Origin of the sequence: Pseudoalteromonas sp. GW168-MNA-CIBAN-0100 (genome assembly GCF_040309225.1) — a bacterium.
Taxonomy (GTDB): Bacteria; Pseudomonadota; Gammaproteobacteria; order Enterobacterales; family Alteromonadaceae; genus Pseudoalteromonas; species Pseudoalteromonas arctica.
In genome coordinates this window covers 1-510 of record NZ_JBEOOL010000100.1, presented here as the reverse complement: position 1 = coordinate 510, position 510 = coordinate 1, and the positions used below count along the sequence as shown (strand labels likewise).

1 protein-coding gene is annotated in these 510 nt (G+C 46.5%); it reads left to right on the top strand.

Annotated features, from left to right (window positions below):
* Positions 1-510: Mur ligase domain-containing protein (locus AAEY62_RS20195; protein WP_350635951.1), on the top strand; the 510-nt coding region annotated here is incomplete at both ends.

The following is a 510-nucleotide window of genomic DNA, read 5'->3' as shown; positions in this document are numbered from 1 at the left end:
GCAATGCGTCGCATTGAAACCATCCACTTTGTTGGTATTGGCGGCGCAGGCATGGGCGGCATTGCCGAAGTACTCGCGTTTGAAGGTTATAGGATTACCGGTTCAGACATTGCGCACAGCGCTATGACAGACAGGTTAATTAAAGCCGGTGCAGAGGTGTTTATTGGGCATCACGAAAATAACGTAAAAGATGCCAATGTAGTGGTTGTTTCCAGTGCTATTGATGAAACAAATCCAGAAATTATAGCCGCAAAGGCCGCAAGAGTACCTGTGGTACGCCGCGCCGAAATGCTCGCTGAGCTAATGCGCTTTCGCCACGGTATAGCTATTGCGGGTACACACGGTAAAACTACAACAACCAGTTTAATTGCCAGTATTTATGCACAAGCTGGCCTTGATCCAACATTTATAATTGGTGGCTTGTTAAATAGTGCCGGCAGCAATGCAAAAGTAGGTAAAAGCGACTTTTTAATCGCCGAAGCGGATGAAAGCGATGCCTCATTTTTACAC